Raw genomic sequence first — 26,195 nt, forward strand, 5'->3', positions numbered from 1 at the left:
GTGCAGCGCCGGCTCTCATAGGGGAGCGGCGTTGCAGCAGAATAGGCGGCGTAATATGTATAGAATGAAGAAAAAAATAATAAATGGAAGTTTAAATGTTTTAACGGGCGTGACTGTTCTGGGATCCTTATTTCCTTTATACTGGCTGATATCAACGTCGATGAAGAGCAAAGCGGAGGCTTTTGCCTTGCCGCCCAAATGGCTTTTTGTCCCTAACTTTGGCAGTTATTTGGAGCTGCTTAAAAATGAGGCGTTCCTTGGCAGTTTGAAGAACAGTCTGGTAATCGCAGTGTGTACAACGGTTTTTGCGCTTATATTTGGTGTAATGGCGGGATATGCGCTGGCGCGGAACAACAGTAAGTCAGGAAATGTAATGGGGATCGCAATTATCCTTGCACGTATGATTCCACCAATGGGGATTATCATACCGTTCTTTATCATATTTAACTATTTTTCGCTGACGGATCACTATACAAGTATAGTGTTGATCTATTTGACTACAGTGCTTCCGTTTGTAACGTGGCTAATGATGGGGTTTTTCCAGGGGGTTCCTGTGGAGTTGGAGGAGGCGGCACTGATTGATGGATGTAACAGAGTGGGAACGTTCTTACGCATTTGCCTTCCGGTTGTTACACCAGGGATTGCTACCTGTGCGATGTTTGCATTTATGATGTCGTGGAATGAATATTTTTACGCAGTAATAATGACAGGGAATAATACTAAAACGGCATCCATATACATCCAGTCTTTTGTCAACAGTTCCGGTACAAACTGGGGTGCCTTATGTGCGGCATCAGTCATGGTGATTTTACCAATTCTGATTTTTACTATTTTCTGTCAGAAGAGCCTGGTAAGAGGGTTAATGGGAGGAGCTGTTAAAGGATAAATGAAAATACACAAAATAAATACTAATAAGTCTGATTTTAGGAAGAGGGACAAGAGAACACTGCATTTCCTGACACTGCCGTCATTTCTGACATTGTTTGTTTTGACTGTTGTCCCGCTTGTATTCTCGCTTGGGATCTCAATGTTTGATTATAACATTACCAATACGCAGAATATAAGATTCGTAGGTTTTTCTAACTTTATCAGAGCACTGAAGGATGATTATTTTACTTCGGCAATCGTGATTACGGTCATTCAGGTGGTTTCAACCGTAGTTGGCCAGATGGTGCTGGGGATGTTGGTTGCATTGCTTCTGTCGCGCGAATTCAGAGGTGCAAAGCTGATGCGCTCCTTGTATATTATACCAATGATGATTACACCGATAGTATCTGGTATTATGTGGAGAATGATGTTTAATGCAGATTTGGGAATTATCAACTATATGCTGGGTAAGTTGGGAGTTTCTGCGATTAACTGGCTTGGTTCGCCAAATACAGCACTTGCAACTATTATCATAACGGACATCTGGCTTTCTACACCATTTGTGACTATGATTTTGCTGGCAGGGATTCAGGCGATCAGCAACGATTACTATGATGCGGCGGCAATGGATGGCGTGAATACGCTGCAAAGGTTCTTCTATATCACCTTGCCGCTGTGTAAGCCTATGGTCCTGCTGGCGCTTCTGTTTAGGATCATGGATGCCATCAGAAGGTATGATTCCATCATGGCAATGACTGCCGGAGGCCCGGGCATAGCGACGCAGACATTGAATATTTATGCCTATTATCAAGGGTTCAGCTATTTTAATATTGGATACAGCTCGGCACTGTCAATGATATTGCTGGTGACCATTTTTATCATATCAATTATATTGCTCGGGAAGATAAGGAAGGAACAATGAAGTCACATTCATGTTTCAGAGGCTCAAAAAACCGAATCTAAGCCAATAGGATGTGCTTTGTAACATAAGGCCCGAAAGTGATGAGCCTAAATAGTATAAGCAAGGGAGGAAGATAACATGTCAGAAATTAAGAAACTTCAATATTATGTAAATGGAAGGTTTAAAGAATCCAAAACTCAAAAATATACAGACGCTTTTAACCCGAGTACCGGTGAGGTAATAGCAAAAGTACCATGTTGCAAGCCGGATGAAATAGAAGAAGCTATCGGTGCCGCAAAAGCGGCATACCCACAGTGGTCGGCAACTCCGGTTAGAAAGCGCATGGAGGTGCTGCACCGCCTGCGCGGCCTGCTGATTGAGCATCGGGAAGAACTGACAGAATTAGTGGCATATGAGAATGGTAAGAGTTGGACAGAAGCGGAGGGGGATGTGCTGAAGGCTCAGGAAGGGACAGAACAGGCCTTGTCGGCACCGTCCCTTCTGATGGGTGACAGCCTGATGGATGCGTCAAAAGGAATCGATACCGTGTTATACCGTGAGCCTCTGGGTGTATTTGCAGGAATCGTACCATTTAATTTTCCGGCAATGATTCCCATGGGCTGGATGACACCGCTCTGTATAGCATGTGGAAATACGATTGTGCTCAAGGCAGCTACACTTACCCCCCAGACGTGCATGCGCATTGCACAATTGTATAAAGAGGCGGGGCTTCCTGATGGGGTAATTAACATCGTGACCTGTTCCAGGCATGAAGCTGAGATTTTCCTCAACCACCCGGACATCAAAGGAATTACATTTGTAGGTTCAACCACCGTTGGCAAACATATTTACTCAACAGCCGCTTCTAATGGCAAACGCGTGCAGGCATTGTGCGAGGCGAAAAACCACGCCCTGGTTTTAAAGGATGCCCCAATTGAAAGGACTGCGGTGGGCATCATCAATGCATCTTTTGGTTGTGCAGGAGAACGGTGCATGGCTCTTCCTGTCGTTGTGGCAGAGGAAGAAATAGCGGATGAACTTGCGGCAGCTATTGTGGAAAAAGCAAAACAATTAAAGATCGGACCGGCTTATGAGAAAAGTACAGAACTTGGGCCTGTGATTAACGGAAAACACAAGGAATCGGTTATTCAGTGGATAAATAAGGGCATAGAAGAAGGTGCGGAACTGATTCTTGATGGCAGAGATGCTGTAGCTGAAGGTTATGAAAATGGATTTTACCTAGGCCCAACGGTTTTTGATCACGTTACTCCTGAGATGACAGTAGGCGATTATGAAATATTTGGGCCTGTACTGTGTATCAAGAGGGTAAAATCCTTTGAGGAAGGTCTGGCTGTAATGAATGCGAATCCTTTTGCAAACGGTTCTGTTATTTTTACACAGAACGGATATTATGCAAGAGAATTTGTGCGTCGGACAGACGGCGGTATGGTAGGCATAAATGTGGGGATTCCCGTTCCAATCGGCATGTTCCCGTTCAATGGCCATAAGCAGTCCTTTTTTGGGGATCTGCACTGCCTAGGGAAGGACGGATTCCACTTCTATACAGAAGGGAAAGTAGTGACTACACGCTGGTTTGATGAAGAAGAACAAGAAGTGGGAAAAGTTTCCACCTGGGATGGGACGATTTAATCGTTAATACCGTCCCACATTTTTTAACACACCATATTGATACAAGGCACAAAGCAACGTCCATAAAGAAGTCCATAAAGAAGTTTCGCTGACCGCCATAAAAATCATTGGGAAAAGTATAGTATCTAATATGTTTGCGGGATAAATCGGCACAGGCTATGGTGCTAAGGCTATATATTCACAGCGCACGCCTGTTGCCTATTCCCGTTTCCTTGTGCCGAATGCCGTATCCGGGAAGTTTTCCGTCCAGAGTCCAAAACGGAAGAATAATAAGAGGGAATCCCAGTGTGGCACAGAAATAATTTATGGTGGTAAACCAGCCGTCCCCTAATTTTTCTATCACTGATAAATGCTCAGCTTCCTGCCGGAACGGGGAGTTCTATTTTTGACCAATCTGGCCTGGAGGTTAACAGCAAAGACCATTACAGCATCTCCGATGCCCCCTTTGAGTCTTATTGTCAGAATTTTCTGGCTAATTCATCGTGGATTCGATTCCCCATATTGTAATCCAGCTTTTTGTCCAGCCAGATTTCTTCAGATCCTATTGCCTGGTCTACCAACATCATGAGGCCTGTTACAATCTGCAGTCCTTCCTCTTTGGCGATCCTGAGAAATTCTGTAATCAGAGGATTGTAGACAATATCAGAAGCTACTTTAAACTGCCGGATAACGGATACATCTACGGGACTTTCACCGATGTGAGGATACATACCCAGCGGGGTGGTATTGACAAGAATATCTCCGGCCGGTATATCTGTCAGGCTGCAGGTGTGAATATAGGGAAAACGTTCTTCCAGATATTCAATTGCTTTTTCGTTGCGGGCAGCTACTGTGATTTTGGCAGCACCGTCCATATGGAAACCATAGATCAGACCTTTTGCAGCGCCTCCGGAACCGAGAATAACAATCTCCCTGCCGGCAAGTGAGACTCCATCTTTGTGGAACATGCTGACTGCTCCAATGTAATCCGTATTATAGCCATAGAATTTACCGTCTTTCATTAAAATGGTATTGACAGCACCTATTTTTTCTGCATGTGGGTCGAGAACATCCATTAATTGATAAATGACTTCTTTGTATGGCATTGTTACATTCATGCCCCGGATGTTTTCGGCCTTCATTACTTCGAGTATGTGAGGCGCTTCATTTTCGTTCAATTCATATTTTTTATATGTACCGCAGATATTCTGCTGTCTGAGCAGATCTTCATGGATTTCGGGAGAAAGACTGTGGCCAAGCTGATTGCCCAGTACCCCAAAATGCAGCGGTTCCTTATTTGCTGTGTTCATGATTAAATTACTCCTGCCGTTTTGAAAAAATCGAGGTTTGTAGGGTATATGTAGCTGTCACCGATGGCATGCAAAAGGATTACATTCAGATGATTATCCAGATTTTTCTTATCCAGCTTAATAGCATCCAGCAGTGATGAAACAGGCAGCCCGCATTCACAGGGAAGCCCATAAGCTTTCAGTACCCGGCCGATCCGTTCTGCTTCGCCCGGTGCCGTCAGGCCTGCTTCTTCAGAGAGCTTTGTGATCTGGTACATGCCGATGGAAACGGCTTCGCCATGGCTTTCACTCTCATAGTGATAATATTGTTCGATTGTATGTGCCAGAGTATGGCCAAAATTCAGCAGCATACGGTCACCAGTATCAAATTGATCTGCCTCTACTACAATCCGTTTGATGTCGACACAGCGGTAAATGATAGATGTCAGCTGATCCTTCAATTCATCAAAAGAACTGCAGGAGCTCAAAGTCTCAAAAAGGGCAGCATCTTTAATGCAGCCGTATTTGATCACTTCTCCCATTCCGTCCGTGATATACCGTTCTGGAAGTGTATCCAGTACGTCAGGGTCTATCAGCACCAGCCTGGGATGAAAAAATGCACCGACCAGATTCTTGCCCTGAGGGAGATCGACTGCCACCTTGCCTCCGACAGAAGAATCCACCTGAGCTAGAAGCGAGGTGGGTATCTGCACAAGTTTAATTCCCCTCAGATAGCTTGCCGCCGCAAAACCGGCCAGATCGCCGATGACGCCGCCGCCCAGTGCAATAACAAGATCGCTGCGGGTAATTTTACTTTCCAGCATTGCGGCATAAATCGGAGGAAGAGACTGAAAATTCTTTGTCAGCTCCCCATGCGGAAGTACAAGAATATGGCATTCATAAGAAGGAAGCGCTTCAATAAGCTTCTGTCCGTAAATTGGAAAAACATTGTCATCAGAAATAATCATGATGCGTTTTCCATGAAATACTTTTGAGACAAAAGTTTCGGCATTTGCCAGAATTCCGGATTCTATATATATAGGATAACTGTTTTTACCTAAATTAACTGTTAATTCCACGAGATTTCTCCTTTTAAGACAGAATGGAGTGCAAGGGGGTCAGACCCCTCTGCAGAGGGGGCTGACCCCCTTGCACTTTAGACTTCTTTTCCAACTACGAGAGCAATTTGTTTGATTTGTTTCAGCAGATCATTATATTTTTTCGGCTTCAATGATTGAGCTCCATCACATAATGCCGACTCGGGATCATTATGAACCTCAATCATTAACCCGTCTGCTCCTGCTGCGACAGCAGCTTTTGCCATTGGCTCTACAAGCCACCATTTTCCGCCGGCATGGCTTGGATCTACAATAACCGGCAGATGTGTTTTTTTCTTCAGAACAGGGATGCTCTGCAGATCGAGAGTATTCCTTGTGTACGTCTCAAAGGTGCGAATCCCGCGCTCACAGAGAATGACGTTCTCATTGCCGGAAGCCATGATGTATTCGGCGGACATGATCCATTCCTCATATGTAGCATTGAGGCCGCGTTTTAAGAGAATCGGGCGGTCCAGCTGTCCGAGCTGCTTGAGCAGGTCAAAGTTCTGCATGTTACGGGCGCCGATCTGGATTAAGTCGACCTTCTCATTAAAAATCTCCAGGTATTCAGGGGACATCAATTCGGTAACAATTGGAAGCCCGGTTTCCTTCTTGACTTCACAGAGAATATCCAGGCCCTCCATGCCGAGTCCCTGGAAAGCGTAGGGGCTTGTGCGGGGTTTAAATGCGCCGCCGCGCAGCAGGTTGGCACCGGAGGCTTTTGCTGATATGGCAATGTCCATCACCTGCTCAAAGGATTCTACAGAGCATGGGCCTGCTATGAGCGCCAGATGATCGCCGCCGATCTTCACGCCGGAGACATCGACAACAGAATCTTCGGGGTGGAATGCGCGGTTTGCCAGTTTGTAAGGCTCCTGTACATGCATAACTTTATCAACACAGTCATCGACTTCAAATAATTTGGGGTCAATGGCTGTAGTATCTCCAATACAGCCGATGATCGTCATTTCCTGTCCTCTGACAATGTGTGTGTCCAGGCCGCGTTTTTTGATAAGACCTTCTACCCGGTCAATATTAACTTCTGAAGTATGCGGTTTTAATACAATAATCATGTTTATTTCCTCCCAATTACAATGACTTCGCACTGTAAAATTTTAACTGTTTAAAGTGTGAAAACATAAGTATCATAAAACATCCCGGGCGCAATGTCAATAAGTTTAAGGAAAATAGTAGAAGAGTTTGGGTATTAAATAAGAAACAATAAACGAATCCCGGGCCCGGACGTTGACAACGGAAACCAGGGGGTGTATTTTGGAATATAGCCGTACAGACCGGCGGATTACTCATGAAGTGAGTTCGATCATTCACTGAACATATTTCAAACATCTTACTTAACGCCTGTTTAAGGCGGTTATCTGAATGAATAGGGACATTTCATAAAAAGAACGCCGGCATAAGAATAACATAAAAGAATTGAGGGATGAATTATGAAAATTATTAAACAAATAGGAATCATTTTCACTGTCTGTTGGCTGAGTCAGGTGATCGCAGAATTTCTGCCCTTTGACTTCCCGGCCAGCGTCATAGGAATGATATTTTTATTCATCTGCCTGCTTACCGGGCTGCTGAAAATAGAACATATCCAGGAAAAGTCGGATTTTCTCCTTGGAAATATGGCCTTTTTTTTCGTGCCGGCAGGTGTGAGCATTATGAACTATTTTGACATTCTGAAAAGCAGCGCCGTACAGCTTCTCATTATCTGCGTTGTATCCACATTCATCACATTTGCAGTGACCGCATACAGCGTCAGGCTGACAATGAAACTGCTGGATCGGAGGTCGAAATAATGGAAGCACTGTATACATCTCCCTATTTTGGGGTGGCACTCAGTGTCATAGCCTTTGGCGCGGGGGTCAAAATCCAGCAGAAAACAAAATCGGCTCTCTGCAATCCGCTGATCATTGCTATTATACTTATAATAGGAGTACTTCTCGCTTTCAAAATTCCATATGATTCTTATAATGAAGGGGGAGAAATCATAAATATGTTCCTGGCTCCGGCAACGGCATGCCTGGCAGTATCTATATATACGAAGCTTTCCATCTTGAAAAAATACTGGCTTCCTATTATAGTAGGATGTATAGCAGGTTCTCTCGCGTCCATGGCCAGCGTATACGGAATGTGCAGGCTCTTTGGACTGGATCAGAGCCTGACCATGTCCATGCTCCCAAAATCGGTCACAACACCGATCGCAGTCAGTGTTGCACAGGCTCACGGCGGTGTCGTTCCCGTCACAGTAGTGGCAGTGATCTTTACCGGGATTCTGGGCAGCATTGCGGCGCCTCTGCTTATACGGATTTTTAAAGTATCGGATTCTGTAGCAGCAGGCCTTGCCATCGGTGCATGCAGCCATGCGGTAGGAACATCAAAAGCCATTGAGATCGGCGAAGTGGAAGGGGCCATGAGCGGACTGGCGATTGGAATCTGCGGAGTAGTAACGGTTCTGTTCTCCATGTTTATTTAAAGTATTTTAAAGCAGGTGCGGTGGGGCGCACCTGACTGAGAGGAAAAGAGGGAAAAAATTGAAAAAGGATACTTCACATACCATAAAACGGGCGCAGCGTTTTCCGGTCATACTGATCGGGGAAGGCCTTCTCGTAGGTGCGGTGGGCGGGCTGCTGGTGCTGTTATACCGGGTAGCACTGACATACGCAGGAAAATGGCTGGATCTTGTACTGGAATATGTCCGGGGCAATCCCCTGCGGATCACCGGCTGGTTTCTCATCCTTCTTCTGATGGCTTATGCAGTTGGAAAGCTTGTAAAATGGGTACCCATGATATCAGGCAGTGGTATCCCGCAGGTGGAGGGAGAAGTGACCGGCAAACTGACACAGAACTGGAAAAAGGTACTGCCGGCCAAATTCATCGGCGGTTTCCTCTGTATGTTCGGCGGTTTGTCTCTGGGAAGAGAAGGCCCGTCAATACAGCTCGGAGCGATGACAGGCCAGGGACTGTCCAGGCTGCTGGACAGAGGGAAGACAGAAGAAAGATTTCTCATGACATGCGGGGCCAGTGCAGGCCTTGCGGCGGCATTTCACGCGCCTCTTGCAGGGATGATGTTTGCGCTGGAGGAAATACACAAAGGCTTTTCCATGTCCATTCTGATATCCGTTATGACAGCCTCCGTGACGGCGGATTACATATCCTCCCATATTCTTGGCCTGGACCCGGTTTTCCAGTTCCGGCTGGAACATTACCTTCCGCAGAATTATTACTGGATGCTGATTCTTCTGGGAATCATCTGCGGCCTGATGGGAGTTTTTTATAACTGGGCGATGATGAAAGCCCAGGAACTGTATAAAAAACCGAAGTTTCTGAATGAGACATCCCGGCTGATGATCGCTTTCCTTGCAGCAGGGGTACTGGGACTTGTGATGCCCTCTGTACTGGGCAGCGGCCATAAACTGATCATTACACTTACAGAAGGAGAAATGGCACTTGGCCTTGTTATCCTGACCTTTGCTGTAAAGTTTCTTTTCTCCGCAGTCAGCTTCGGATCAGGGGCACCGGGCGGTATCTTCTTTCCGCTGCTGATACTGGGGGCCATGATCGGCGGCATCTTTGCCATGACGGGAGTCCGGTTTTTCGGGCTGGAAGAGATGTATATCAATAACTTTGTCCTGCTGGCCATGGCCGGGTATTTCACGGCCATTGTACGGGCGCCGATCACCGGAATTATTCTTCTGTTTGAAATGTCCGGTTCGGTCAGCCAGATGCTTTCTCTTGCAATCGTATCGGTTACGGCCTATATCGTTGCCACACTGATGAAGTCTGAGCCGATCTACGAGACCATGCTGGACCGCCTCCTGAAAAGTAACGGTAAAAATCAGACCAAGAATCTTAAGAGCGCCGGTCAGAAGGTACTGAGCACCTTTGTCATCATGAGCGGATCTGTTCTGGAAGAAAAAAGAGTGGAGGATATTACATGGCCTGACAACTGTCTGCTGGTTGCCCTGGAAAGGGGCGGCAAAGAGCTGATTCCAAAGGGCAGGACCATGCTGATGACGGGGGATACACTGACCACCATGACAGATGAAAGAGATGCCGGATATGTGCATGACAAAATGGAAAAGTTATGTTATACTTCATTTTAGAGTAAACAACAGAATTTGAAGGAGCTAAAACGTATGAAAAGAGTATTGTTAAAGCTGAGTGGTGAAGCACTTGCAGGAGATAAGAAGACTGGATTTGACGAGGCTACCTGCATTGGTGTGGCAAAACAGGTCAGACAGCTTGTGGACGAAGGAATTCAGGTCACAGTCGTGACCGGAGGAGGCAATTTCTGGAGGGGCCGCACCAGCGAGACAATAGACCGGACAAAGGCAGATCAGATCGGGATGCTGGCAACGGTTATGAACTGTATCTATGTATCCGATATATTCAGACATGTGGGAATGAAGACAGAGATCTTTACCCCGTTTGTATGTGGGGCATTTACCACATTATTTTCCAAGGATGCAGCTGTGGCGGCCCTGGAAGAAGGTAAGGTTATCTTTTTTGCCGGAGGGACGGGCCATCCGTATTTTTCAACGGATACAGGAGCTGTGCTGCGTGCAATTGAGATAGAAGCAGATGCCATGCTTCTTGCAAAAGCGATCGACGGAATTTATGACAGTGATCCGAAGGTGAATCCGGAGGCAAAGAAGTATGATGAGATTTCGATTCAGGATGTCATTGACCAGAAACTTGCAGCGGTTGATTTGACAGCATCCATTCTCTGTATGGAGAATAAGATGCCGATGCTTGTATTCGGGCTGAATGAAGAGAACAGTATCGTAGAGACTATGAGTGGGACATTTACCGGAACAAAAGTAACAGTATAGGGAGGATAATTGACATGGATGAAAAATTAAAAGTTTATGAAGAGAAGATGACAAAGACAGTGGAAAACCTGAATAGTGAACTGGCAACAATCAGAGCCGGACGTGCCAATCCGCATGTACTGGACAGGCTGAGTGTAGATTATTATGGAACACCTACACCAATCCAGCAGGTGGCTAACGTTTCCGTACCTGAGGCGCGCATGATCCAGATTCAGCCGTGGGAAAAGAGCCTGCTCAAAGAGATCGAGAAGGCCATCAATATGTCAGACATCGGCATCAATCCAACCAATGACGGCAATACCATCAGACTGGTTTTCCCAGAACTGACGGAAGAGCGCAGAAAAGAACTGGTGAAGGACGTTAAGAAAAAAGGCGAGGCGGCCAAAGTAGCAGTCCGCAATATCCGTCGTGACGGCAACGAAGCTTTTAAAAAGCTCAAAGGCGGGGAGATTTCCGAGGATGGCATCAAGGATCTGGAAGAATCCCTTCAGAAGATGACAGATAAATTCATTGCAAAAGTAGACGGCTGTGTGGAGACTAAATCCAAAGAAGTGCTTACAGTTTAACGGGTAGGTTTTATAACAAGAGGGGCTCGTATCATACAGCCTCTCTTTTGCTCATATTGGGCAGGCAGATAAAATTGCTGGTTTTAGGAGGATATATAAATGAACGTACCACAGCATGTGGCAATCATACTGGACGGTAACGGCCGGTGGGCAAAGTCAAAAGGAATGCCAAGAAATTACGGACATGCACAGGGAAGCAAGAACGTGGAAAGGATCTGTGAGGAAGCATGGCGGATGGGAATAAAATACCTGACCGTGTATGCATTTTCCACGGAAAACTGGAACCGCCCGAAGAGTGAAGTAGATGCGCTGATGAAGCTGCTCCGCAATTACATGAAGACCTGTCTGAAGACTGCTGAGAAAAATGATATGAAAATCCGTGTAATCGGGGATATAAAAGCGTTGGATGAAGATATTAAGAACAGGATAAGAGAACTGGAAGAGGCCAGTAAGGACAATAACGGCCTCAACTTTACCATAGCCATCAATTACGGCAGCCGTGACGAGATGATAAGAGCAGTAAAGAGTCTGACACAGGATTGTGTGGATCAGAAGGTCAGCGTGGAGGAGATCAGTGAATCACTCTATGAATCCTATCTGGATACACATGGCATCCCGGATCCGGATCTACTGATACGGACGAGCGGGGAGCAGAGACTTTCGAATTACCTTCTCTGGCAGCTGGCTTATACAGAATTTTATTTTACGGACATTTTATGGCCGGATTTTACAAAAGAGGAATTGGTAAAAGCTGTCGAGCAGTATAATAGCAGAGACAGACGTTACGGCGGAGTAAAGGAGGAACAGGATGTTTAAGACACGGTTACTCAGTGGAATACTATTAGTAATCATTGCATTATTTACAGTGATTACCGGCGGAAGCATACTGTTTGCAGTGTTATTCATCATCAGTATGATTGGACTGACTGAACTTTACAGAGTATTTGATATCCGTGACAAGGCTCCGGGAATCTGCGGCTATCTGTTTGCCGCCGCGTATTATGCGCTGATCTATATGAAACCGCTCCTGCCAGTAAAGACAGACTGGTTTATGCTTCTGTTCATGGCATTTTTAATCAGCATGATGGCAGTGCTTGTGTTTTCGTTTCCAAAGTACAGGACAGAACAGATACTGGCAGCGTTTTTCGGTGTGTTTTATGTGGCTGTGATGCTGTCCTATATTTATCAGACGCGTATCCTCCCGGGCGGGGTGTTTACCGTATGGCTTGTATTCATCTGTTCCTGGGGATGTGATACCTGTGCTTATTGTGTGGGGATGCTGATCGGCAGACACAAGATGGCACCCAAACTGAGTCCTAAGAAGTCCGTAGAGGGCGGAATCGGCGGAATAGCAGGCGCTGCGCTTCTGGGAGTACTTTATGCCCTTGCAATTAACAAGTGGGGGAATGCAGGAGCAGACGTCGTCAGCCATGCGATCATTGGTGCGGCAGGAGGCGCGATCTCACAGGTGGGGGATCTGGCTGCATCCGCAATTAAACGGAATCACAATATCAAGGATTACGGAAAGCTGATACCGGGACACGGCGGGATACTTGACAGATTCGACAGTGTGATATTTACGGCGCCGATCATTTATTACCTGGCGGTTCTTCTGTAAGAGATTGGTTAAAGGAAGGAACTGCATATGAAGAAAATTGCAATACTGGGCTCCACTGGTTCTATTGGGACTCAGACATTGGAAGTCGTGCGTGAAAACGGCGATATAGAAGTAACTGCACTGGCCGCAGGCAGCAACATAGCTCTCCTGGAAAAGCAGATCAGGGAATTTCATCCCAGGCTGGCAGCGGTTTGGTCGGAAGAAAAAGCAAAGGAACTCAAAGAGAATATCCGTGACCTGGATGTGAAAGTTACGGCAGGGATGGAAGGGATACTGGAAGTGGCGGTGGAACCTGAATCTGAGATTCTGGTGACGGCAATTGTAGGGATGATCGGGATTCTGCCGACGATTGAGGCGATCCGTGCAAAAAAGGATATCGCACTGGCTAACAAAGAGACTCTCGTAACAGCGGGGCACATTATTATGCCGCTTGCCAGAGAACACCAGGTGTCCATCCTTCCAGTGGACAGCGAGCACAGCGCTATATTCCAGTCACTGCAGGGCGGGCAGAGGAAGGCTCTTCACAAGATTCTGCTGACCGCTTCCGGCGGACCGTTTCGAGGCAGGTCAAGGGCAGCGCTTGAGAACATTCAGGTTGAAGATGCACTGAAGCATCCAAACTGGGAGATGGGGCGTAAGATTACGATCGATTCCTCCACAATGGTGAATAAAGGTCTGGAGGTTATTGAAGCTAAATGGCTTTTTGATGTGACTGTAGATCAGGTGGAGGTCGTGGTACAGCCGCAGAGTATCATTCATTCAATGGTTGAGTACGTGGATGGCGCCATTATCGCCGAGCTTGGCACTCCGGATATGAAGCTGCCGATCCAATACGCACTGTATTATCCGCAGAGGCGGTACTTACCGGGCACCAGGCTTGATTTTGGAACACTGTCACAAATCACATTTGAACAACCGGATATGGAAACATTCTATGGTCTGAAACTGGCATACAAGGCCGGAAGGCAGGGGGGATCCCTTCCGACAGTACTCAATGCAGCCAATGAAAAGGCCGTTGCACTTTTCTTGGAAAGGAAGATCCGTTACCTGCAGATTCCTGAAATCATTCAGGCATGTATGGAGAATCATAAAATAATTGAACATCCGACAGTAGAAGAGATACTAAATACGGAGCAGGCAACATATGAATTTATAAAAAACAGGTGGTAGTATATGGGGATAATTTTAGCAATACTTCTGTTCAGCGCAGTCATTATTTTTCATGAGCTGGGACATTTTACACTGGCAAAATTAAATGGCATACGCGTGGACGAATTTTCGTTGGGACTTGGTCCTACAATCATAGGAAAAGAATTCAGGGGGACAAAGTTTTCTCTAAAGCTCCTGCCTTTCGGCGGGGCATGTATGATGGGGGAGGATGATGCGGATGATATGTCGGAGGGCAGCTTTAACAGTAAGTCTGTCTGGGCAAGGATATCCGTGATCGCGGCAGGTCCGGTGTTCAACTTCATAATGGCTTTGATCTTTTCCATCATCCTTGTGGCATGGATTGGATATGACGCACCGGTAGTGCAGGGCGTAGATAAGGGGTATTCAGCCATAGAGCAGGGAATACAGGAAGGCGACGTTATAACTGAACTGAATGGTAAGAGCATTCATCTCTGGAAAGAGGTCAGTCTCTTTAATCTTATGAACAGTAATGCGGATTCGGTTGAAGTGACTTACGAAAGAGACGGGCAGGAGTATACGGCAACCATTGAACCACGGAGGCTTGAGGGGGACAGTATGCAAAGGCTGGGAATCACCGGAAGTGCTGTCAACACAAAAGCCGGTTTGGTTGAATCGGTCCAGTACGGTGCGTATACGCTCAGATACTGGGTAAATTATACATTTGACTGCCTCAGGATGCTGGTTACCGGTCAGATCGGAATAAAAGATATGTCGGGGCCTGTGGGGATCGTGAACTTTGTGGATGACACCTACAAGCAGGCAGCTCCATCGGGGACGGTAACGGTGATACTGAATCTGATCAACATTGCAATCCTGCTGTCAGCTAACCTGGGAGTTATGAACCTTCTTCCGCTTCCTGCACTGGATGGCGGCAGACTGGTATTTCTGTTCATTGAGGCCATAAGGCGGAAACGTGTGGCACCGGATAAGGAAGGTATGGTACATTTTGCAGGGTTTGCGCTGCTGATGGTACTGATGGTTGTGGTTCTGTTCAACGATATAAGAAATATTTTTTAGGCTGGAAGACACTTGGAAGAATAAAACAGGGGGTCTCTTCGAAAATACGTAAGATATGTGTTTTCGAAGAGGCGTCCTGTTTTATATATAAGAAGAAACCCCTTTGCTGTTTCTTATTGGATTTATTTTCGTCCGGTATGCGGGCACATTTTGCTCACCGGTGCATATATATAATAGAGATGAATTTTTTGCGAGGGAATATATGACTTCTTTAAGAGCGATGCAAAATAGTGCTGTAGACAAGGGGCAGCTGCAGATTAATGTTACTTCAGAGATTACGGCAGTTCCTGTTACAGGGGCAACCATATCCATATCCTATACCGGAGTGCCGGACAGCACACTGGAGCAGGTAAGCACAGATTCATCCGGTCAGACGGATGTACTGGAACTGGATGCGCCGCCTCTGGAGTACAGCCTGAATCCAACCATTGAGTACCAGCCCTATTCAGAATACACACTGGAGATCAGTGCGCCAGGATTTGAGCCCATGAGTATTGCTGGAACTGAGATACTGCCCGATGTAAGAGCGATTCAAAATGTAGCACTCCGTCCGAGAGTGACTGGTGAGCTCGAGCAGGTATATGTAATACCGGCACATACATTGTACTACGAATATCCGCCCAAGATAGCGGAGGAAGAGATAAAGCCGCTGAATGAGACTGGTGAAATCGTACTGAGCAGGGTGGTTGTGCCTGAATTTATCGTGGTCCATGATGGTTCACCGCGGGACACTACTGCACAGAATTATTATGTGAAGTACAAAGATTACATCAAAAATGTGGCTTCCAGCGAAATCTATGCCACATGGCCTGCGGATACGATCCGGGCAAACGTCCTGGCAATCATGTCCTTTACCCTGAATCGTGTATACACAGAGTGGTACCGCAATAAGGGCTACGATTTCACAATCACATCCTCCACAGCATTTGACCACAAATGGATTCCGGAAAGAAATTTTTATGACACCATATCGGTGATCGTAGATGAGTTGTTTGCGGATTATCTGTCCAGGCCAAATGTAAGGCAGCCGATTCTGACACAATACTGTGACGGACGCAGGGTAACCTGTCCAAACTGGATGACACAGTGGGGTTCTAAATCACTCGGGGATCAGGGCTACACGCCGATCGAGATCCTGCGCTATTATTACGGCGATGACATGTATATCAACACCGCCCAGGAAATATCCGGTGTTCCGTCTTCCTGGCCCGGCTACATCCTGGATATTGGCGCCAGCGGAGACAAGGTCAGACAAATACAGGAACAGATCAACGTCATAGCCGGAGCATACCCTGCAATCCCCAAGATAGCCGCGGACGGAATATACGGCCCGGCTACGGCAGCCTCCGTAGAAAAATTCCAGTCCGTATTCGGTCTGCCGCAGACTGGGACCGTGGACTATAAAACATGGTATAAAATATCTGAAATCTACGTAGGAGTATCCCGAATCGCGGAATTGGGTTGAGGTAGGGGCGGTTCCGGCGGCTGGGTAATTCAGATCGGGAGGCACTAACTCATACGGTTGGGATTCCGACAATTTCCATTCGCCGTCCGCATACCCAGCCCAATCCGTTTCTCCCGTGTTCCGCCTCTTCCTGTGAACCATGCTTTCCATCCGTCCGGGTGCGCTCAGCTAAGTGAAACAGGGGGCGGGAATCCTCCGGGGCGGGGTGTGGTGTTTCTGGACACGTAGAGCGCGCGCTAGAAGCCGTTACAGAAAAAAAGAGGCAGCTGATGGATAGGATTTGATGTCTCACATCAAATCCTAAAGCCGTCTGCGGTGTGAAATTCATCAGAATTTCACGCCAAATACGGCTGTTCCATCAGCTGCCTCTTTTTTTCTGTTACGGATTCTAAGCAAACGGAAAGTGTCCAGAAACACCATACCCCGCCCCGGAGGATTCCCGCCCCCTGTTTCACTTAGCGACCCCCTAGCCTACTCCCCTTCACGCCCCGGAACCTCATCGGGTATGATATTTTCCAGGCTTGATTTCCCCGGCAGATCGATTTCGGGTATATTATCGTCATCGTATACATTTGCCTCTGTTGTCTTTGAGGGCATTTTGATCTCTCTCATGGTACAACCTCCTTGCACTTTTTTGAATAGTGTGTGCAAAAACGATGGAATTATACACAAATACAGCTCTATTCTGCTAGAGAATAAAGCTGTAGGAAGTTTACGCGCTCCTCACGATTCATTCGGACAAATTCTGTGAAATCTACATCTACAAAATACATAGCCTGTCCACAGCAGAGGGCGTGTGATTGATTGTTAGTATAATGGTATCTTTTGCATTTTATACAATAAAATACATGCATCATTTGTATCACTCCTTTTTGCTATCATACCATAAAATAAGGAATGTGGAAATCAAAAAGTTGTTAAGGATGAGAGTTTTGTGTGATGGAGAGAAAAAACAAACCTAGATCATAATATACATTCCTTCCCTGGACAGGGGGTTTTATGAAGAACAGCCTTGAAGTTTGAGGGAACCTAAATTATAATTTTATTGAGGTGATCAGCATGGAGAACGGGGATAGGACAAAGCAAAAATTTGTGGCAGCTATGACAGGGCTTATGAGGGTCAAGCCGCTGGACAAGATTACTGTGAAAGAGATTGTGGAGAAAAGCGGTATGACACGGCAGACATTTTACCGGTGTTTTATGGATAAATATGATCTGGTGAACTGGCATTTTGAACGCCTGGCGGAAAAGTCTTTTCTGCAGATGGGAGTCAGCCTGACTCTGCGGGAGGGGCTTGAGAAAAAGTTTCAGTTTATTAAGAATGAACAGGTATTCTTTGCGGCGGCCTTCCAGTCTGAAGATTACAATTCCATTGTCGCTTATGACTATGAATGCATATTGCAGTTTTATACGAATATCATAGAAAAGAAGACGAAAAAACCGCTGGATGAGGATATCCGGTTTCTGCTTGAGATGTACTGCAGGGGCTCCATATATATGACCGCACGGTGGGCCAGAAGAAACATGGATCTGTCTCCGGAAAAGATGGCAGATCTGCTCATACAGGCGCTCCCGCAGCCACTGGAGGATTTGCTGTCTGAATTGCAGCCCGAATAAGGATGGAGAAATGATTTTCGATGTGATAAAATGAATGAGAGCTGTTCAGAATTATAAACAGTTACGATAAATGTTACATAGCCGCCATTTTGTAACTTGTCCCTGTGTGCCCAGGGTTGTTATAATTATAACAATCAATGATGTCACAAGACAATCTACAAAATGTAAAGGAGAAATGAGCTATGTCAAACAGATTTATTTTGAATGAAACATCTTATCACGGAGCAGGGGCAGTGAATGATATTGCAGCGGAAGTTCAGGCAAGAGGATTTCAGAAGGCATTTGTGTGTTCCGATCCTGATCTGGTTAAGTTCGGGGTTACACAGAAGGTACTGGATGTGCTGGAGAAAAATGGATTGGCATACGAATTATATTCAGATATTAAGCCAAATCCGACGATTCAGAATGTGCAGACGGGCGTAGCCAGCTTCCGGGCATCAAGCGCAGATTATATCATCGCGATCGGCGGCGGTTCTTCCATGGATACTGCAAAGGCTGTTGGTATTATTATTACCAATCCAGAATTCGAAGACGTCAGGAGCCTGGAGGGAACGGCACCCACGAAAAACAAATGTGTGCCGATAATTGCAGTTCCTACGACAGCGGGTACGGCAGCGGAAGTTACAATTAACTATGTGATTACAGATGTAGAAAAGAACAGAAAGTTTGTATGTGTTGACCCCCACGATATTCCCATCGTGGCAGTGATTGACCCGGATATGATGTCCAGTATGCCGAAAGGGCTGACCGCATCTACGGGCATGGATGCACTGACACATGCAATTGAAGGGTATATTACAGCCGGAGCATGGGAACTATCAGATATGTTCCATTTAAAATCTATTGAGATTATTGCACGCTCTCTGAGAGGCGCAGTTGACAATACGCCGGAGGGAAGAGCGGACATGGCGCTGGGACAGTACGTGGCAGGGATGGGATTCTCCAATGTAGGTCTGGGAATCGTGCATTCTATGGCACATACACTCGGTGCGCTTTATGACACACCTCATGGTGTGGCAAATGCGATTCTCCTGCCAACAGTGATGGAATATAATGCAGATGCAACAGGAGAAAAGTACAGAGAGATTGCAAAAGCCATGGGTGTGGAAGGAACCGATAATATGACACAGGAAGAGTATCGCAGGGCGGCAGTGGATGCAGTAAAGAAGCTCTCCGCAGATGTCGGAATCCCGGCAGATCTTAAAGGTATTGCGAAAGAGGAGGACATTGAGTTTTTGTCTGAATCCGCTTATGCAGATGCCTGCAGGCCGGGCAATCCGAAGGAGACTTCCGTAGAGGACATTGCGGCTTTGTTCAGATCTCTTCTGTAGGCAGCTTTCCCGCCATACCGGTGGGTCCCTGTGCATTTTGAATAAGGGCGGCAGCATTGTACCCGCAAAGGCATCGGGAAGCAGCAGAACGGGGAAGAAATATGGCGAGAAGAAGGAATAAAAGAAAAAAATGGCCGGTCGTGGCCGGGATCTTTATTATAGTGTGCATTTTTTCGGGTTTGGGGGCAGCGGCTTTTAAGCGGCTCCCAGGCCTTTTTGCGTCTACAAAAGAGGTTATCGAGACAGTAAAGATCAATGTGGAAAAGACGACAAGCGTTCCCTTCGAGGAGGTCAGAATTCCGGAGGATGATGTGGCACAGGGCTACTATTATCAGCAGCTGCCCGAGGAGGAACAGAATCTGTATAAAGAGCTGTATCAGGGGATGACGGATTTCTCAGAAACGGTCTACATGCATTCACCAGATGTAGAGAAACTCAAGAAAGTATGTCAGTTTATTTTCAGCGACAGGCCGGAGCTTTTCTGGTGTACGGGGGAGATGCAGGTGACCAGCTATGCGGATTACTCGGAAGTACAGCCGGTTTACACATGCACGCTGGAAGAGAAGGAACAGAAGCAGTCCCAGATCGATACCGCAGTGGCCGAATGCTTTTCGGGGATTAACGGGAACACGTCGGAGTATGATAAGATAAAGTATATTTTTGAATATCTGGTAAATACAGTAGACTATAATATGGAGGCCCCTGATAATCAGAACATTTACAGTGCTCTGGCGGGAAAAGCATCCGTGTGTGCGGGATATTCCCGGAGTGCACAGTATCTTCTGCAGAAGGCGAGGATTGAATGTATTTACGTAACCGGTACGATTCCGGGACAGGGGGCACATGCATGGAATATCGTCAAATGTGACGGGCAATACTATCAAATGGATGTAACCTTCGGAGACCCTGTATTCCTGGAGACAGAGAGCGGGGAAAATCTGCCGGAAAAAAGTATCAACTACGATTATCTCTGCTGCAGCGACGCGGAGATCATGAAAAATCATACCATGGATACAACGGTCAGCTATCCGCCGTGCAGTTCCATGGATCTGAATTATTATAAACTAAACGGCATGTATTACGAGGACTTTCAGCCGGACCAGCTGCTGAAAAACATGAACGATACGATTTACAGCAAGGCGGCATCTTTTACATGCAAGTTTGCAAATGATACACTCTATCAGCAGGCACATGACAGTGTGCTGAACGATCTGGTGCAGAGAGCGGCCCAGAATCTGCTGGAACATTATGGGCTGGAGTCAGTGCAGTACACCTATATAGAGGATGAAACGATGAACAAGATCACGATTTTCTGGAACTATCAATAAATATTCGGTAAATTGTTACAGAATGTTGTTTAAAAATTTTGTTGAAATCTGTTTTCAAATGTAGTATAATCTTTACAATTTGAGAACGAGGGCGCTCTGGAATGAAAGACTCCAAGAGTGCCTTTGTCATGCAAAGCCAAAGACCCCGCAGCAGGCTGCCGGGCATCAAATCTGCAGTGCAGTAAGCTGCGGGGTACAATGAAGGGAATAGGTGAACAGATGAAAGCGTTTCTGATATTGGAAGACGGAACCGTGTTTACAGGGAAAAGCATTGGTTCGAAAAGAGAGATGATAAGTGAAATCGTATTTAATACCTCCATGACAGGGTATTTGGAAGTATTGACTGACCCTTCTTATGCGGGACAGGCCGTTGTTATGACATACCCGTTGATTGGGAATTACGGAATAACACCTGACATGGAGTCAAAGAAAGCATGGCCGGATGGATACATCGTGAGGGAACTGTCCAGACTGCCAAGCAATTTCAGGTGTGAAGGAACGATACAGGATTTCCTGGAAAAGCAGGATATTCCGGGGATCGCCGATGTGGATACCCGTGCCCTTACTAAAATATTAAGGGAAAAAGGCACCATGAATGGTATGATCACCACGGATGAGAATTACAATCTGGAAGAGATTCTTCCAAAACTAAAGGCCTACAGAGTGGGGGATGTTGTTTCCAAAGTGACATGCAGCGAGAAGTATGTACTGGAAGGAAGCGGAAAAAAAGTGGCACTCCTCGATCTGGGCGCGAAAAATAATATTGCCAGCTCTTTAAACAAACGTGGTTGCGAAGTGACTGTTTATCCGGCCCACACAACTGCAGACGAAATCATTTCAGCAAATCCTGACGGAATCATGCTTTCTAACGGCCCTGGTGACCCTGCAGACTGCACTTCTATTATCGAAGAAATCAAAAAATTATACCAAACTGACATACCTGTTTTTGCTATTTGTCTGGGACATCAACTGATGGCTCTTGCTACTGGTGCGACCACGCATAAGCTGAAGTACGGGCACCGCGGCGGCAATCATCCGGTCAAGGACCTGAAGACGGGAAAAGTGTACATTTCTTCACAGAATCACGGCTACGTAGTGGATGATGAAAGTGTAAATCAGGAGATTGCAGTACCTGCATTTGTTAATGTCAATGATGAGACGAACGAAGGCCTGGAGTACAGGGGGAAAAACATCTTTACCGTGCAGTTCCATCCGGAAGCATGCCCGGGACCGCAGGATTCAGGTTACCTGTTTGACAGATTTATGGAAATGATGGGAGGAGCGAAATAATGCCAAAGGATAACAGTATTAAAAAAGTATTGGTCATCGGTTCCGGCCCAATCATCATCGGGCAGGCGGCGGAGTTTGATTATGCGGGGACACAGGCGTGCCGTTCCCTGAAAGAAGAAGGGATTGAGGTTGTGCTTCTGAACTCCAACCCTGCAACGATCATGACCGACAAAGATATTGCCGATAAAGTATATATTGAACCTCTGACTGTAGAAGTTGTGGAACAGCTGATCCGAAAGGAACAGCCTGACAGTGTGCTCCCAACCCTGGGTGGACAGGCCGGCCTGAACCTGGCGATGGAGCTGGAGGAGGCAGGATTCTTAAAGAACAATGATGTGCGCCTGATCGGAACCACTTCCGAGACAATCCGCAAGGCCGAGGACCGCCTGGAATTCAAGGCTACGATGGAAAAGATCGGTGAGCCGGTGGCCGCTTCTCTTGTTGTGGAAAATGTGGCAGACGGCCTTGCATTTGCCAATGAAATAGGCTATCCGGTTGTACTGCGTCCCGCATACACACTGGGAGGAAGCGGCGGCGGTATCGCCCAGAATTCCGAACAGCTGGTTGAAATCCTGGAAAACGGCCTGCGCCTTTCCCGTGTGGGACAGGTTCTGGTAGAGCGCTGCATCGCAGGCTGGAAGGAAATCGAGTATGAAGTGATGCGCGATTCCAACGGGAACTGTATTACAGTCTGCAACATGGAAAATATTGACCCTGTTGGAGTGCATACAGGCGACAGCATTGTTGTTGCCCCGTCACAGACACTGGGAGATAAAGAGTATCAGATGCTGCGAACATCCGCCCTGAATATCATCAGCGAACTGAATATCACGGGAGGATGTAATGTACAGTATGCCCTCAATCCGGTGAGCTTTGAATATTGTGTTATTGAGGTGAATCCCCGTGTCAGCCGTTCATCGGCCCTGGCATCCAAGGCGACTGGCTATCCGATTGCGAAAGTAGCGGCGAAGATCGCATTGGGATATACGCTGGATGAGATCAAAAACGCCATTACCGGAAAGACCTATGCGAGTTTCGAGCCAATGCTGGATTACTGCGTCGTAAAGATTCCAAGGCTTCCGTTCGATAAATTCATCAGCGCCAAGAGAACACTGACGACGCAGATGAAGGCGACCGGTGAAGTCATGAGTATCTGCGACAACTTCGAGGGTGCCCTGATGAAAGCAATCCGCTCCCTGGAGCAGCATGTAGACAGTCTGATGTCCTATGACTTCACAGAGCTTTCAGACGAGGAGCTGACAGAGAAGCTTGCCCTTGTGGATGACATGCGTATCTGGAGGATTGCAGAGGCGATCCGCAGAAACATGACCTATGACCATATTCATGAGATTACGAAGATCGATCACTGGTTTATCGACAAACTGGCTATCCTTGTAGAGATGGAGCAGGCGCTGAAGACAGAGGAACTCACACCGGAACTTCTGAAGGAAGCGAAGAGAATCGAATTCCCGGATAATGTGATCGCAGCCCTGACCGGCAAAAGCGAAGAGGAAATCCACGACATGCGCCATGCAAACGGCATTGTTGCGGCTTATAAGATGGTAGATACCTGTGCGGCAGAATTTGCTGCTGCGACTCCGTATTACTATTCTGTATATGGAAGAGAAAATGAAGTGGAAGAGACGCATGGCCGCAAGAAAGTACTTGTACTTGGTTCCGGCCCGATCCGTATCGGCCAGGGAATTGAATTCGACTTCTGTTCCGTACACTGTACATGGGCTTTCTCAAAAGAAGGCTATGAGACAATCATTGTAAACAACAATCCAGAGACAGTCAGCACAGACTTTGATATTGCAGACAAGCTGTATTTTGAGCCGCTGACCCCGGAGGACGTAAAGAGCATTGTGGATCTGGAAAAACCGGATGGAGCCGTGGTACAGTTCGGCGGCCAGACGGCCATCAAACTGACGGAAAGCCTGATGAAGATGGGCGTGCCGATCCTGGGAACATCCGCCGAGAATGTAGACAAGGCGGAGGACCGTGAGCTGTTCGATGAGATCCTGGAAGAGTGTCAGATCCCGCGTCCGACAGGCGGAACTGTATTTACCGCAGAAGAGGCAAAAGAAGTGGCAAACAGACTTGGCTATCCGGTTCTCGTCAGACCTTCCTACGTACTGGGCGGGCAGGGAATGCAGATTGCCATCAACGATCACGACATCGATGAATTTATCGGTATCATCAACAGAATTGCACAGGATCACCCGATCCTTGTGGATAAATATCTTCAGGGCAAAGAGATCGAGGTAGACGCCGTGTGCGACGGGGAAGACATACTGATTCCCGGAATCATGGAGCATATAGAGCGCGCAGGAATCCACTCCGGAGACAGTATTTCCGTATATCCGGCGCAGAGCCTGAGCGAAGCGGCAAAAGATAAAATTGCCGAGTATACAAGAAGACTCGCAAAATCGCTCCAAGTCATCGGACTGATTAACATTCAGTTCATCGTATGCGGAGATGAGGATGTATATGTAATCGAAGTAAATCCACGTTCCAGCCGTACCGTACCATATATCAGCAAGGTAACAGGAATCCCGATTGTCCCGCTGGCAACAAAAGTAATCATCGGCGGCAAGATCAGAGAACTGGGCTACACACCGGGTCTTCAGAAGGAAGCAGAGTACATTGCCATTAAAATGCCGGTATTCTCCTTTGAAAAAATCCGTGGTGCAGACATCAGCCTTGGACCAGAGATGAAGTCCACCGGAGAATGCCTGGGAATCGCAAAGACATTTGGAGAGGCACTCTACAAAGCATTCATCGGGGCAGGTATTAAGCTGCCCAAGTTTAAAAACATGATCATGACCGTCCGCGATGAAGATCATCAGGATGCAGTGGAGATCGGAAGAAGATTTGCCGCCATAGGCTATCGTATCTTCGCCACATCCGGCACCGCCAGGGCACTGAACGAGGCAGGCGTAAAGGCAATTCCAGTCCGCAAGATCGAGCAGGAATCACCAAACCTCCTGGACTTGATCCTGGGCCACGAGATCGATCTGGTCATCGATATTCCTGCACAGGGAGCAGACCATTCCAGAGATGGATTTATCATCCGGAGAAATGCAATAGAGACGGGCGTGAATGTGCTGACCTCCATGGATACGGCACAGGCGCTGATCACAAGCCTGGAAAACACAGACATACAAAAACTCACCCTAATCGATATTTCTACAGTCCAGTAAAAGGGATTTGGGGAATGAGCTTTAGTCTCGTGAGCGGATGAGGGGACGCCAGGCGGACTGTAAGCGGCAGGTCTTCCTGCCTGTATGGTCGGTTTAAAATTCCGGACGCTTGACGAAGAAGTACTAATAGAGCCAGAGGCACCCTGAAGGGCACATCCGGCATGCGACGAAAAAATTGATATTTTTTCGTCACAGGCCGGATTGAAACTTGATTTCGGAAATCAAGTTTCATCCCTTCAGGGTGCCTCTGGCTCTATAAGTACTTCTAGTCGTCCGCTTTAAGGAGTTTTAAACCGACCATACAGGCAGGAAGGCCTGCCGCTTACAGTCCGCCTGGCTGGTTCATCCGGTCGGCTGGAAAGAACCCGTTTCCCGGTTGGGATCCCCACCGGTGCAGCGGATATTGACTGGAGATGCGTATCATGCATCTTGTGCCAGTGAAGTTGAATTGTATACATAATGGATTTATAAGGTTTATCACTAAGACTAAAACTATAAAACTTTTCCAAAAAGAACAGCAGGAAAGACAGATGGCTGGTAAATAAGTAAAATTTCGTAAGAATTCGAGTATACAGTTTTTCAAGTTTCTCTTCTTGCAGATGAACGGCTACGCGCAGCCAGTCAACATCCGCTGCCCCCGGTTCAGGGCCTATCCGGGGAAGGAGCTCTTAACTACCGATTGGATGCACCAGCGAATGACAAGGCGTGTCCGGTGCCTGACGGGGCAATGTCTGCTGGTGAAAAGTCCATAAAGCGAGCGTTAGAAGCTGTTGAAGAAAGCGGAAGTAAAATGAAGGGCAAAATTTGCCTTACCAGGCAAATTTTGATGCCGCCTGCGGCGCGAATGCATCGGCATTCGGGCCAAATGCGGCATGTACCTTCATTTTACTTCCGCTTTCTTCTACAGCTTCTTCGCGCAGTGTCAGGACATTTCACCAGCAG

Annotated in this window: 23 protein-coding genes; 19 read left to right on the forward strand and 4 right to left on the reverse strand. The window is 46.9% G+C overall.

The features are described from left to right. Positions 1–55: 55 nt before the first annotated feature. The 3 genes from HMPREF0240_RS09755 (at position 56) to HMPREF0240_RS09765 (ending at position 3,418) form a co-directional block, all read left to right on the forward strand. Positions 56–886, forward strand: a complete 831-nt coding sequence (locus HMPREF0240_RS09755) for a carbohydrate ABC transporter permease (protein WP_009003274.1) — start codon at positions 56–58, stop codon at positions 884–886. Further along, positions 887–1,789 carry a sugar ABC transporter permease gene (locus tag HMPREF0240_RS09760; RefSeq protein ID WP_009003275.1) on the forward strand — a complete coding sequence of 301 codons (903 nt, stop codon included), beginning with the start codon at positions 887–889 and terminating at the stop codon, positions 1,787–1,789. A gap of 117 nt (positions 1,790–1,906) precedes the next feature. Further along, positions 1,907–3,418 carry a CoA-acylating methylmalonate-semialdehyde dehydrogenase gene (locus tag HMPREF0240_RS09765; RefSeq protein ID WP_009003276.1) on the forward strand — a complete coding sequence of 504 codons (1,512 nt, stop codon included), beginning with the start codon at positions 1,907–1,909 and terminating at the stop codon, positions 3,416–3,418. Positions 3,419–3,876: 458 nt separating this feature from the next. On the opposite strand, the gene aroE is transcribed toward HMPREF0240_RS09765, so the two are convergent. The 3 genes from aroE to aroF form a co-directional block, all read right to left on the reverse strand. Beyond that, on the reverse strand, positions 3,877–4,707 hold the full coding sequence (gene aroE / locus HMPREF0240_RS09770) for a shikimate dehydrogenase (RefSeq protein WP_009003278.1): 831 nt from the start codon (positions 4,705–4,707) through the stop codon (positions 3,877–3,879). A gap of 2 nt (positions 4,708–4,709) precedes the next feature. After that, positions 4,710–5,765, reverse strand: coding sequence for a 3-dehydroquinate synthase (gene aroB, locus HMPREF0240_RS09775; RefSeq protein ID WP_009003279.1), 1,056 nt, complete (start codon positions 5,763–5,765; stop codon positions 4,710–4,712). Positions 5,766–5,842: 77 nt separating this feature from the next. Continuing rightward, complete coding sequence (gene aroF, locus HMPREF0240_RS09780; RefSeq protein WP_035312884.1) at positions 5,843–6,856, reverse strand: 3-deoxy-7-phosphoheptulonate synthase; 1,014 nt, start codon at positions 6,854–6,856, stop codon at positions 5,843–5,845. Positions 6,857–7,231: 375 nt separating this feature from the next. Here aroF and HMPREF0240_RS09785 point away from each other — a divergent pair, with 375 nt between their 5' ends. The 10 genes from HMPREF0240_RS09785 to HMPREF0240_RS09830 all read left to right on the forward strand — a co-directional run bounded on the left by HMPREF0240_RS09785 (position 7,232) and on the right by HMPREF0240_RS09830 (position 16,484). Further along, complete coding sequence (locus HMPREF0240_RS09785; protein WP_009003281.1) at positions 7,232–7,591, forward strand: CidA/LrgA family protein; 360 nt, start codon at positions 7,232–7,234, stop codon at positions 7,589–7,591. Next, a complete protein-coding gene (locus HMPREF0240_RS09790) occupies positions 7,591–8,268 on the forward strand; it encodes an LrgB family protein (protein WP_009003282.1) in 678 nt (225 codons plus the stop codon). The genes HMPREF0240_RS09785 and HMPREF0240_RS09790 overlap by 1 nt, the downstream gene beginning before the upstream one ends. A gap of 58 nt (positions 8,269–8,326) precedes the next feature. Next, a complete protein-coding gene (locus HMPREF0240_RS09795; RefSeq protein ID WP_009003283.1) occupies positions 8,327–9,898 on the forward strand; it encodes a ClC family H(+)/Cl(-) exchange transporter in 1,572 nt (523 codons plus the stop codon). Between the two features lie 33 nt (positions 9,899–9,931). Beyond that, positions 9,932–10,627, forward strand: coding sequence for a UMP kinase (gene pyrH / locus HMPREF0240_RS09800; RefSeq protein WP_035312886.1), 696 nt, complete (start codon positions 9,932–9,934; stop codon positions 10,625–10,627). Between the two features lie 14 nt (positions 10,628–10,641). Then, positions 10,642–11,193 (forward strand): ribosome recycling factor, encoded by a 552-nt coding sequence (gene frr / locus HMPREF0240_RS09805; protein ID WP_009003285.1) that lies wholly within the window; start codon positions 10,642–10,644, stop codon positions 11,191–11,193. Positions 11,194–11,292: 99 nt separating this feature from the next. Then, positions 11,293–12,009: an isoprenyl transferase gene (locus HMPREF0240_RS09810; protein ID WP_009003286.1), complete on the forward strand. Its 717-nt coding sequence runs from the start codon at positions 11,293–11,295 to the stop codon at positions 12,007–12,009. Further along, the gene (locus tag HMPREF0240_RS09815; protein WP_009003287.1) at positions 12,002–12,811 is read left to right on the forward strand and encodes a phosphatidate cytidylyltransferase; all 810 of its coding nucleotides are present in this window, start codon (positions 12,002–12,004) and stop codon (positions 12,809–12,811) included. The genes HMPREF0240_RS09810 and HMPREF0240_RS09815 overlap by 8 nt, the downstream gene beginning before the upstream one ends. A 27-nt stretch (positions 12,812–12,838) precedes the next feature. Then, positions 12,839–13,981, forward strand: a complete 1,143-nt coding sequence (dxr, locus tag HMPREF0240_RS09820; RefSeq protein ID WP_009003288.1) for a 1-deoxy-D-xylulose-5-phosphate reductoisomerase — start codon at positions 12,839–12,841, stop codon at positions 13,979–13,981. 3 nt (positions 13,982–13,984) lie between these two features. Continuing rightward, positions 13,985–15,019: an RIP metalloprotease RseP gene (gene rseP / locus HMPREF0240_RS09825; RefSeq protein ID WP_009003289.1), complete on the forward strand. Its 1,035-nt coding sequence runs from the start codon at positions 13,985–13,987 to the stop codon at positions 15,017–15,019. A gap of 202 nt (positions 15,020–15,221) precedes the next feature. Continuing rightward, positions 15,222–16,484, forward strand: a complete 1,263-nt coding sequence (locus HMPREF0240_RS09830) for a peptidoglycan-binding protein (RefSeq protein WP_009003290.1) — start codon at positions 15,222–15,224, stop codon at positions 16,482–16,484. Between the two features lie 471 nt (positions 16,485–16,955). On the opposite strand, the gene HMPREF0240_RS24300 is transcribed toward HMPREF0240_RS09830, so the two are convergent. Beyond that, complete coding sequence (locus HMPREF0240_RS24300; protein WP_157134235.1) at positions 16,956–17,096, reverse strand: hypothetical protein; 141 nt, start codon at positions 17,094–17,096, stop codon at positions 16,956–16,958. A gap of 447 nt (positions 17,097–17,543) precedes the next feature. On the opposite strand from HMPREF0240_RS24300, the gene HMPREF0240_RS09835 reads away from it, so the two are divergent. From HMPREF0240_RS09835 to HMPREF0240_RS24810, 6 genes are all read left to right on the forward strand, one after another. Further along, positions 17,544–18,101 (forward strand): TetR/AcrR family transcriptional regulator C-terminal domain-containing protein, encoded by a 558-nt coding sequence (locus HMPREF0240_RS09835; RefSeq protein WP_009003292.1) that lies wholly within the window; start codon positions 17,544–17,546, stop codon positions 18,099–18,101. A 182-nt stretch (positions 18,102–18,283) separates the two neighbouring features. Then, positions 18,284–19,432: a lactaldehyde reductase gene (gene fucO / locus HMPREF0240_RS09840; RefSeq protein ID WP_009003293.1), complete on the forward strand. Its 1,149-nt coding sequence runs from the start codon at positions 18,284–18,286 to the stop codon at positions 19,430–19,432. 101 nt (positions 19,433–19,533) lie between these two features. Next, entirely contained in the window at positions 19,534–20,760 is a 1,227-nt protein-coding gene (locus HMPREF0240_RS09845) for a transglutaminase domain-containing protein (protein ID WP_009003294.1), read from the forward strand. Positions 20,761–20,979: 219 nt separating this feature from the next. Next, positions 20,980–22,050 carry a carbamoyl phosphate synthase small subunit gene (locus tag HMPREF0240_RS09850; RefSeq protein ID WP_035312994.1) on the forward strand — a complete coding sequence of 357 codons (1,071 nt, stop codon included), beginning with the start codon at positions 20,980–20,982 and terminating at the stop codon, positions 22,048–22,050. Continuing rightward, positions 22,050–25,253 carry a carbamoyl-phosphate synthase large subunit gene (gene carB / locus HMPREF0240_RS09855; RefSeq protein WP_009003296.1) on the forward strand — a complete coding sequence of 1,068 codons (3,204 nt, stop codon included), beginning with the start codon at positions 22,050–22,052 and terminating at the stop codon, positions 25,251–25,253. Before HMPREF0240_RS09850 ends, carB begins: the two co-directional genes overlap by 1 nt. 679 nt (positions 25,254–25,932) lie before the next feature. Continuing rightward, positions 25,933–26,195 (forward strand): hypothetical protein (locus HMPREF0240_RS24810; protein WP_207636757.1); only part of this gene is annotated, 263 nt, incomplete at its 3' end.

The sequence above is a fragment of the Clostridium sp. D5 genome (assembly GCF_000190355.1).
In the GTDB taxonomy this organism is placed as follows: Bacteria; Bacillota; Clostridia; order Lachnospirales; family Lachnospiraceae; genus Faecalicatena; species Faecalicatena fissicatena_A.

Excerpts from the sequence above, each read along its gene's own strand:
- HMPREF0240_RS09830 (WP_009003290.1), top strand. The coding sequence starts at position 15,222 with ATGACTTCTTTAAGAGCGATGCAAAATAGTGCTGTAGACAAGGGGCAG.
- carB (WP_009003296.1), top strand. The coding sequence starts at position 22,050 with ATGCCAAAGGATAACAGTATTAAAAAAGTATTGGTCATCGGTTCCGGC.
- aroE (WP_009003278.1), bottom strand. The coding sequence starts at position 4,707 with ATGAACACAGCAAATAAGGAACCGCTGCATTTTGGGGTACTGGGCAAT.
- HMPREF0240_RS09785 (WP_009003281.1), top strand. The coding sequence starts at position 7,232 with ATGAAAATTATTAAACAAATAGGAATCATTTTCACTGTCTGTTGGCTG.
- frr (WP_009003285.1), top strand. The coding sequence starts at position 10,642 with ATGGATGAAAAATTAAAAGTTTATGAAGAGAAGATGACAAAGACAGTG.
- HMPREF0240_RS09790 (WP_009003282.1), top strand. The coding sequence starts at position 7,591 with ATGGAAGCACTGTATACATCTCCCTATTTTGGGGTGGCACTCAGTGTC.
- pyrH (WP_035312886.1), top strand. The coding sequence starts at position 9,932 with ATGAAAAGAGTATTGTTAAAGCTGAGTGGTGAAGCACTTGCAGGAGAT.
- rseP (WP_009003289.1), top strand. The coding sequence starts at position 13,985 with ATGGGGATAATTTTAGCAATACTTCTGTTCAGCGCAGTCATTATTTTT.
- HMPREF0240_RS09815 (WP_009003287.1), top strand. The coding sequence starts at position 12,002 with ATGTTTAAGACACGGTTACTCAGTGGAATACTATTAGTAATCATTGCA.
- HMPREF0240_RS09810 (WP_009003286.1), top strand. The coding sequence starts at position 11,293 with ATGAACGTACCACAGCATGTGGCAATCATACTGGACGGTAACGGCCGG.
- fucO (WP_009003293.1), top strand. The coding sequence starts at position 18,284 with ATGTCAAACAGATTTATTTTGAATGAAACATCTTATCACGGAGCAGGG.
- HMPREF0240_RS09765 (WP_009003276.1), top strand. The coding sequence starts at position 1,907 with ATGTCAGAAATTAAGAAACTTCAATATTATGTAAATGGAAGGTTTAAA.
- dxr (WP_009003288.1), top strand. The coding sequence starts at position 12,839 with ATGAAGAAAATTGCAATACTGGGCTCCACTGGTTCTATTGGGACTCAG.
- HMPREF0240_RS09845 (WP_009003294.1), top strand. The coding sequence starts at position 19,534 with ATGGCGAGAAGAAGGAATAAAAGAAAAAAATGGCCGGTCGTGGCCGGG.
- aroF (WP_035312884.1), bottom strand. The coding sequence starts at position 6,856 with ATGATTATTGTATTAAAACCGCATACTTCAGAAGTTAATATTGACCGG.
- HMPREF0240_RS09835 (WP_009003292.1), top strand. The coding sequence starts at position 17,544 with ATGGAGAACGGGGATAGGACAAAGCAAAAATTTGTGGCAGCTATGACA.
- HMPREF0240_RS24300 (WP_157134235.1), bottom strand. The coding sequence starts at position 17,096 with ATGAGAGAGATCAAAATGCCCTCAAAGACAACAGAGGCAAATGTATAC.
- HMPREF0240_RS09760 (WP_009003275.1), top strand. The coding sequence starts at position 887 with ATGAAAATACACAAAATAAATACTAATAAGTCTGATTTTAGGAAGAGG.
- HMPREF0240_RS09755 (WP_009003274.1), top strand. The coding sequence starts at position 56 with ATGTATAGAATGAAGAAAAAAATAATAAATGGAAGTTTAAATGTTTTA.
- HMPREF0240_RS09850 (WP_035312994.1), top strand. The coding sequence starts at position 20,980 with ATGAAAGCGTTTCTGATATTGGAAGACGGAACCGTGTTTACAGGGAAA.